The sequence below is a fragment of the Dysgonomonas sp. BGC7 genome (assembly GCF_001261735.1).
Lineage (GTDB): Bacteria > Bacteroidota > Bacteroidia > Bacteroidales > Dysgonomonadaceae > Dysgonomonas.
This window is the reverse complement of sequence record NZ_CVRP01000013.1, coordinates 230076-239241: the sequence shown is the minus strand read 5'-3', so window position 1 is coordinate 239241 and position 9166 is coordinate 230076. Positions and strand designations below refer to the sequence as shown.

Sequence of the window (9166 nt, the reverse complement as noted above, 5' to 3'; positions counted from 1 at the left end):
TTTCAAAGTTATTCATAAAAATATTGAGCAATTAGAAAAGGATACAGAATACGTGTATAAGATACTGTCTTGTATGTCAGCTATACTGAAAGTACGGGCGACATGGGTAAAGGCAAACAGGACTTTTGGAACGCCAATGTCTAATAACAGGTAATAGATGCTACTGGCAATTTCCATAATGTCTATATGGTTTACACCGGCAGGTAAGGAAGAAAGGGTAATCAGCGGATTGATCTGTTCAGGCTCTGCTTTTTCTTTAAAGAAGTCAGGATAACGCATCTGTTGTTCGAGGATTTTCAGCTCGGAGACTAACAGATGGATCGTTTTAGTAAGGAAAAGATCTTTGACTACATTTTTTTACTCTCACAAATCAAATTTACAGTCTCGAAAGACTTTAACTCGATTCGTAGGGCATGCAGGTTCTGTAGAAGTAAGGTAGGATCAACCTCCTGCTTACAATAGAAGATGAGTTATTCTACAAATTCGTTGTACGCTTGTTCATGCAGCCTTTGTGGCATGTTGCTGTGAGGATTCTGCCAATATGTGGAACAGCCTCGAATTGTTTAATGGACTCATAACTGTTCTTTTTTTAGAATGGTATTAAATAAAATTGTAAAAAGAAGAAAAAGCCGGAAAGAGATTTTCCGGGCTCTTCCTGCATTTTTCATTTCTTTTGTTTGCGCCTGACCCGGCGAAGCTCTTTGTAAGTATTGACTTGCATATCTCTGTAGAGGGAATGGTAGCGATCGATTAGCGACCCCACTTCCTGTATAAATGAAATATAGCGTTCATAGATTTCGGTTAATGTAGCTATCTTAGCTTCTAGCTCCTTCCCTTTATCCGAATCGATAGTATACAGGCAGAGTTCCTCTAGGCATTGCAGCAGATGCTCATGTTTTTGTCTTTCTATTCCTCTCATTTTAATGTGTTAATCCCAGATATAGAATTCATATAGACATTGATTACCTTAAAACAGTTCTTACCCTATCCTAAGGGTAAGAACTGTAATATTTAATATAAAGAGAAAGAGGTTACCATTTATTGCTCAAATTAACGATTGGATTTATGGTTATACCTCCTATCGGAATTTGACAAGTCACTTTTTTATAATTATTATTCTTAATAAAATTAATTACAGCATCATAATTAGTTCCTCCATCTACCAAGATATTTCCAGTCTCCACATCAGTTATAATCTGGCATAATCCATTTAGATTCCCTCCTGCATTTGTTACTATATCCCAGTCTATTGTTAAATATGGAGAAAGCTCTCCGACATTCATTTCGATAGAACCTAAAGGTGTCAAATTTGTATATTCAAGTACTTCTAATTTGATTTTTTCAACTCCGGGGAACACATTGGGAGTATAAAAAAAGCGTACCTTAGTATATTGGTCGGACTCAGGATCAGGCTCGATATCTTCCGGAACATCAAGAAATAATGTTTCGGAAAGTTGTAAAAGGTTTATTACGTTTGCTCCTGTTTCTATGAGAGAGAATGGTTGTGATAAAATAGGGTCAAGAGTTCCTTCTTCATACATTTCTAGATTTCCATTCAACCCATTCGCTTTTTTATAATAGTTCAAGCCCTTAGCCAATTCTTGCCCATTGAAAACTGCTTTGTATCTGTCAGACATGAATTGGATATTATTTTGAAGAGTAACGAATTTTTTTTCTTCATATAGTTCAATAATCTGTCCGGGTAACTTAATCAAACGTATTTTTTCTCCATTTTCGATGATATTATAATCCTTGACGACCAATTCAGGAGTATTGTCATCTTTCGGATATATTTTCAATTCTCCTTTCTCGATACTTCTAAGGAATTTGGTTTCAGAAATATTCTGTCCATTAAATTCGGCGATATAAGGACTATTAGATGGGTATACAATATCCAGACTTAATGAATAATAACCATGTAGATTTTCATTCAGTTCGGGTTCTTTATCACAACTCGTGGCCGAAAATAATATCAGAGCAATTGCTATATAATTTATTATCTTTTTCATAATTTGTCTCATTTTAGAATTTATAACTTGCGCTTAATGAAAGGTTGATTCCTTTCTTTATCCGACTCATAACATAATCTCCTTTATTGTAATTCATGTCACCTGCTAAATCCATGTAAACGGTTCCCGATTTTCCTGTTTCCGGATCGGGATTTTCAGCAGTATATTCTACTATCCGGGTATTGCGATATACTATAATATCCTGATTAAAAATGTCGGAAATATTGAATTTTAATTCCAGACGTTGATCCTTCATCAAACGTGTTGAAAATTGTAGATCCAATACATCTCGCGAATTTTCATATTGGTCATATTTTGTTTCTTCCCCGGCATAGACCAGTTTTCTCCCATTACGGTTATAGTTGATAGCAGCACCGATAATGTTTCCTTCATATGCAAGCCCCAGATTGAGGGTATAAGGGCTTAATCCTTGTAGAGGACGATCACGATCGAAGTCTGGATCCGAATCTTTTATATTCGGATTTAATAGTTTCTCCTGATTATATTTTACATTAGCTTTCATCCATGTGTAGTTACCTGTAAAATAGAGATCCCGTAGTGACGGGGAAATAAATCCTAATCCTTTTCGCCAGTTGAATTCCATGCCTTTAGCCGTGGAGTTGTCCAGATTCATATTGTACATTTCAAAATTCTGCATATCGCTTAGCATACGCATAACCATCTCCACCGGTTTGATGAATTTCTTATGGAAGTAACTGACCGATAATACTTCTCCCGGACGTGGATACCATTCTACCCGGACATCGTAATTATGGATACGGCTTTGCTCAATACCTGAACCATTTATTACCCATACACGGTCATCTACATTATAATAGCTGGATTGAGATAACTCTCTGAAATCGGGACGGGCAAGGGTTTTGCTATATGAAGCTCGGGCATTCAATTCAGGTGTTATGCTGTAAATAAGGGTTGCCGCAGGTAGCCAATCTGTTTTTTTGATAACGGTTGTACTATCTATCATCCCTCCGCCTATTGTTTTTTCCAGCATTTCAGTAGTTACGTGCATATCAGTTTTCTCTATCCGTAGACCACCAATCAAACGTAATTTTTTCAAAAAACTGAAGTCGCCCATCAGATAGGTAGAATGAATATCTTGTCCCCCTTCATAATAGTCAGCCTTGGTTCCTTGCATTCCCGAAAGCTCATATATTAGCGGGTTACTTCCGAAATGTTGCGGAGCATAAAATTCTTCTATAGGTAAAGAATTTATCGAATTATCAATCTTCGCCTTCATTGCTTTCAGGTATTGTTGTTCAAAATCAGCTCTGCGAAATGCTCCCAGGTATCCTATCTTTATACTTTGACGATTGCCTTGTATAATGAAAGGATGTTCCAGGTTTGCTCCGATATTTTTCTTTGTTTCGTGCAACTTACTGTACATGATATGTCCACTGCCCACATTGAAGCTATTGCCATAATCGGTAGCCCATCCCCAATCAACAAAACTGGCTCCATCGGGTGATTCTCCGACAATAGCACCTTGCGCCATCCGATCATCGGGATTGGTTCGGGTAATATCGTTGTAAGAGGCATTCCAAGATGCAATAAACTTGCCTCCGAAAAGATTGTGTTTACCATCTACCTGCGTTTGCCACAAGCTGCTTACCAAGGGTACGCTGTATTGTTCGACGAGCTTTTGGCCTTCATAATATTTATTGATAAATCGTTGTTGGTTGGTATGATTAAACCGGTTATTAAACAGGTTACGCCAGGTAATGCTGTGTCCCCTCATCCGCCAACCGGTATTCAATACTGCTCCAATACTTGTAGCGGCTTTATAACGGTATGAACCTTTACCCGATGGACTAAAAATGCTATCACGGGTAATCATATTGCCTTCAAGGATCTCTTCTGTATTTTCTTCGTGACGGTATGTTAAAGCTGCTACAACTCCCAAAGAGCTTTTTCCAAGATTGAAAGGAAGACCAGCCGTCAAGCTATAGTTTTGAAGTGGCATGGCTGTATATTTACCCAAACCATAGGTGTTCTTTTGTCCCGCATTCGTGATGTTCTGTGCGGTAGCGGCTTCATCCCCTCCTGAATACCATTTTCGTTTGTCAATTTCACCAAAGAACCAGTCGGAGCCGAAGCGTTTAGTACTGTAAAAATCCTTTCCTGTACTAATCGTATTCATTCCTGTTCCAATTCCAAGATTTAGAAATTTTTCATCGGGAACCGTTAATGTATTTACTTCGACCAATCCCCCTGTAAATTCACCCGGCATATCCGGTGTAAAGGTTTTGCTGATAGTCACGTTATCCACCAGACCGGAAGGGATAACATCAAAAGCAAAATTACGGCGGTTGGGCTCAGTGCTGGGAAGTGAAGCACCATTAAGTTGTACGTTATTGTACCGTTCACTCATGCCACGCACAGTTACATATTTGCCGTTGTCGATAGTAACTCCTGATACACGTTTCAGAACTTGTGCCACATTATTATCACTGGTCTTTTTGATCATATCGGCACTGACTCCGTCGCTCATAGCCGCTATGTTTTTTTGCTTGGCATAGAGTCCTGTTGCTGAAGCCTGATTGTAACTTGCCGTTACCACCACCTCGCCCAATTGCTGCATGGATTCTTTCAATACTACATCTAAAGGAGTGGTTTTGCCTGCCACGATCTTCACATCATTAACCTGTAGGGTTTCATATGACATGAAGCTAATCTGTATCGTAGTAGTTCCTGTCGGAATATGAGACAAGGTGTATTTGCCGTCCACATCGGTCGTCGTGCCGGTCGTCGTACCTTTTACTACCACTGTTGCTCCGGTAATGGGTACGCCTTTTTCGTCGAGAATCGTTCCGGAAAGAGAGCCTTTGCCTTTTTCTTTAGCAGCGACATCCGTTATCTTTTCTACCGCTTCTTTCTTTATTATGTAAGAGCCATCTTCTATCTTCTTGAAAGCTAAGCCTGTTGATTTAAGGCTCAGAGACAATAAGTGTTCAATATTTGTTTCGCTTGATTCAAGAGGTGAAACTTTTATTTGCTCCAAAAGTTTAGTGTCATAAACGATATTTTTATGACTGGTATTTATTATGCGTTCTAGGCGTGACTTCAACGATTCTCCGGGATAATGGATCTCTGTCGACTGGGCGTGAAGAACCATTGACCAAATAAATATTCCCCACAGGAGGAAAATACATTTTAGATTTATAACTTTCATTTCTTTATTTATTTAATGTTTTTTTGTTTTAATAATTTCATTATTAATTGTTTATATCTGAGCCTAAAGCTTTGTTAAAGACAAGGAAAGAGCTGTTCTCCCCAAAGGAAGAATGTTATTCTTCTCTTTTTACCATGTTCTAATTATTAATAAAGGCGAACTATTTTTTCTTTTTCATCGATGGAATATTTTATATCATATATCTCACTAATACCCAGCAAGACACTATTTATTTTTGTTCCCTCCGGATATGAAGCATTTAATATACTGTTGGTCAGCACATCATTATCAACAACTATATCCATTCCATATATTTGTTTCAATCGTATCTTCAGTTCATTGACATTCGCGTCTTGCAATACCAGCCTCTTGTCCATCCATGCGGCTGCATCTCCCCAGTTCCTGTCAGCTATCACATGCGCTTTATTCTTTTCTTTGTAAACTAATTGTTTGTTAGGAGTTAACATGCCTATGACAGATTGGTACGAACGAACCTCCACTCTTCCGGTTTCAACTGTTACACTTATTTCTCCGATGCACTCATAGGCTTTTATATTGAAACTTGTACCATGTACTATCGTTGTGATTTCTTTACTATGTATAATGAACGGTTTTTCAGGATTTTTAGCTACATCGAAATAAGCTTCCCCTTCAAGCCATATCTCCCGTTTGTCCTTGTCGAACTCTTTTTGCAGATACTCAATACTGGAGTTACTGTTTATATGAATCTTGCTTCCATCAGGTAATTGAACTTCTTTGGTTTGCAAATCACCCGTCTGTGCAAACAATTGTCTTTCATTTTTAACAAATGCCAGATTTTCTTTAAATAAAGAATCGGGATGAATCATAAAATAGGAAACACCTATGACAATAGATACAATTGCTGCAACAGATGCATATTTAACGAGCCGGGGAACCGTGAAAAAATTCCTTTTCATGGAAGGCTCCTCTTCCTGATTTTGTATCCCCAACTGATTAAACACCTTTTTTTTCACCAGCATTCCATGTCTCTCCACAACGTTGGCACTGATAGATTTTTGTCCGGAAGAATCTGTATCCTTATCCGGTTTCCAATTCTCAATCCACTCTCGGTCTTTGCTGTCGAGTTCATTTGCAAAATAGCGCTTGAATAGATTAATCGTGTGGATTACTGTTTTCCAATATTGCTCTTGTTCCTTTTTCATAAAAAATATATTTCTAAGAGTTATATCTCCCCTCTAAATAAATAAACGATTTTGTTCATCCATTTTGGGGTAACGAAAATGTTACATTTTTATATCAAACCTGTTACTGTTAATAGATTCTGCTAATTATCATGATATTACACTGATGGAAATATTTTCATTTTTCTAAAAAAAATCTTTAGTGATGTTTAACAGTGCTTTTTTTGTATTTAACCGTACTGTAACATGATTGATTTATCTTTGTGCAGAGTTATAATTCAAAATAGGCAATGACGCTATGGGCTATGTCTGATAAAGAATTAATTGAAGCAATATCCCGGAAGGATGAAATTGCATTTAATGCATTTTACAATAGATATTATCGTCTGTTGTATGAATGGGCATTCCGAAGAACCTGTGATTTAGAGTTGGCGGATGAAATCACCCAGAATTTCTGGATAACAATTTGGATGGCACCCGAAGTCATAAAAACTGATACAAAAGGTTCAGCTAATAAATTTTTGCTTCACCATTTTACCTACCGAATGCTTGACTTTTTAAAGTCATCTTACGTAAAAACCTTATCGGATACAGACAAAATATCTTTTGAAAGATTAGAGAATGAATTGTCTTATTCCCATGTGGCGGAAGAATATGACATCAAAGAGATTGAATCTGTTCTCAATGAAATATTAAGAGGGCTCCCGAATAAAATGGGAGAGGTCTTTATGATGCTCCACAAGGATGGTTATACCATTAAGGAAACGGCTGAAATATTGAATATAAACGAGAGAACGGTCAAATACAAATCGAAGCAAGCAATGGATACTTTGAAAAAAATCATGGAAAAAGAGGGACTGGACACCAAATCATTTCAGGTTGTCAGGGATGTTTCTTCTTCGGTTATCTATATTGTATTTATCGCCGATAAGATTCTTTAATGAAATCTTTACGTTCTAATAGAAAAGATTAAGCACCCAATAATTCTTCTATGAGAAGGTTGCTTAAATGGAAGCCTCTCCTTCTAGGGTTAAGCTCCTGTTTGCAATAGAGAATGAGTTGTTCTACAAATTCGTTGTACGCTTGTTCATAGACAGCCGGAGTGGCATGTTGCTGCGAGGATTCCACCAATAGGTGGAACAGCCTCGAATTGTTTAATGGACTCATAAGTGTTCATTTTTTTGTTGGTATTAAATAATCTGTAAAAGAAGTGTCCGGAAAACATTTCCCGGATTCATTCCATATTATTATTTTTTTGTTTGTGTCTGACTCTCCTGAGCTCTTTATAGGTAGCCAGTTGAATATCCCTGTAGAGGGAGTTGTTGCGGTCGGCTTGCGATTCTACACCTTGTATAAATGAGATAGCGTTCGTAGATTTCCGTTAATGTTGCTATCTCGGCTTCCACTTCCCGACCTTTGTCCGGATCAGAGGTATGCAGGCGGAGTTCTTCCAAAGATTGCAGCAAGTGTTCATGTTTCTTTTTCTCGATTCCCTTCATGCTATTTGATTACTGTCTCTCTCTTTTGTCTTAATTTTTTAGATTTCCAAAGCTAAGATCCTGATCTCCGGGATTGACTTTCCAGGCTCGGAAAATGGAATATACCAGACATACGGCATAAATAAGATATATTCCGATAATGTATTCTATGCAAAAACTAACCTGTTGAATGAAACAGCCCCTACCACTTGAAATGGGCAAGGGCTATATATAAGTCAATGAATACTCATATTAGATAGTAAATAGGCTTCTCAATCTATTTATTTACCAAGAGGTACTTAACCCTTTTTGCAGCATGCATTCATTACCATTACTCTTAAATATAAATGCAGCTTTCTTATAAGTCCATGACATCCCTCCATCAGCAGTCATCTCCCCTGACAAATCAACGTAAGTTGAATACGAACTATGATCTACAAGTATATTTCCAGTTGAAGGATCAACAATTTCGTATAAGAATGAGTATCCATACGAATCTTCTGAATCTCCAGCATTTAGATCAGGCTCTCTAAAAGAAGTGTCTAATTTGATGTATTCAGACAGTTTGCCTTTTTCTATTGTAATTGAGCCTACCAGATTTGAAATAAATTCATAACTCCATTGATTCAATATATAGAAATCTATCCGTAACTCATCCATACTAAGAACCTCATCTCCTAAATACAAGAAGCGAGCCTTTAGTATTTTATTGGATGTGGGTTCTGGTTCATCATCAACAGGAATTTTTATAAACTCTTCGTCAGACAACTGCATGACATTTAAGTTGGTATCTTGTGCTAAATTAATATCGGAAATTGTTGCAATCGGAGTTGCTTCGCCCTCCTTATAGAATTTTAAATCTCCTTGTGTTTTTTCGTTACGAATATAATTAAGTCCCTGTACAAGTTCTTGCCCGTTGAGTTTAGCCGTATATCCTTCATTCAAAATGAAACTACCGGTAAAGGAAATATAATTTTTCTCATCATATAATTCAATCACTTTTCCGGGCTGTAATAATAATTGTAGTGTTGTTCCAGGTTGCAAAATAACATCTTGTTCAATCGGCGCGTAGTCCAAATAAGAGACTTTTAACCTACCTTTTCTTTCATCACGCCCTTTAAATAAGGCGTTTGTTATATTTTCGCCATCTATAGTAGCTGTTATATTTTTTAAATCATCGAAATGAACCGGACTAATCACTTTTAGTGAGTATGAAGTAAAACTTTGATCAATACCATCTCCATCTGTATCACATCCTGCTAATAAAAGCATAGCCAAGCAACATGTCCAGAATAAATATATTTTTTTCATTCTAATCCTATTTTT

The 9166-nt window shown here is 37.2% G+C and carries 7 protein-coding genes; 1 reads left to right on the top strand and 6 read right to left on the bottom strand.

Features of this window, described 5'->3' with window-relative positions:
• Positions 1-664 precede the first annotated feature (664 nt).
• The 4 genes from BGC7_RS13225 to BGC7_RS13210 all read right to left on the bottom strand — a co-directional run bounded on the left by BGC7_RS13225 (position 665) and on the right by BGC7_RS13210 (position 6383).
• Positions 665-919 (bottom strand): hypothetical protein, encoded by a 255-nt coding sequence (locus tag BGC7_RS13225; protein ID WP_050702070.1) that lies wholly within the window; start codon positions 917-919, stop codon positions 665-667.
• A gap of 112 nt (positions 920-1031) precedes the next feature.
• A complete protein-coding gene (locus BGC7_RS13220; protein WP_157258728.1) occupies positions 1032-2009 on the bottom strand; it encodes a hypothetical protein in 978 nt (325 codons plus the stop codon).
• A gap of 13 nt (positions 2010-2022) precedes the next feature.
• Entirely contained in the window at positions 2023-5199 is a 3177-nt protein-coding gene (locus tag BGC7_RS13215; protein ID WP_087880077.1) for a TonB-dependent receptor domain-containing protein, read from the bottom strand.
• A gap of 146 nt (positions 5200-5345) precedes the next feature.
• Positions 5346-6383, bottom strand: coding sequence for a FecR family protein (locus tag BGC7_RS13210; RefSeq protein ID WP_050702067.1), 1038 nt, complete (start codon positions 6381-6383; stop codon positions 5346-5348).
• A gap of 284 nt (positions 6384-6667) precedes the next feature.
• Between BGC7_RS13210 and BGC7_RS13205 the strand changes: the two genes are divergently transcribed.
• Entirely contained in the window at positions 6668-7303 is a 636-nt protein-coding gene (locus tag BGC7_RS13205) for an RNA polymerase sigma factor (RefSeq protein WP_157258727.1), read from the top strand.
• A gap of 28 nt (positions 7304-7331) precedes the next feature.
• On the opposite strand, the gene BGC7_RS17925 is transcribed toward BGC7_RS13205, so the two are convergent.
• Both BGC7_RS17925 and BGC7_RS13200 read right to left on the bottom strand, forming a co-directional pair.
• Complete coding sequence (locus BGC7_RS17925) at positions 7332-7529, bottom strand: hypothetical protein (RefSeq protein ID WP_157258726.1); 198 nt, start codon at positions 7527-7529, stop codon at positions 7332-7334.
• Positions 7530-8125: 596 nt separating this feature from the next.
• A complete protein-coding gene (locus BGC7_RS13200; protein ID WP_050702065.1) occupies positions 8126-9151 on the bottom strand; it encodes a hypothetical protein in 1026 nt (341 codons plus the stop codon).
• Positions 9152-9166 lie beyond the last annotated feature (15 nt).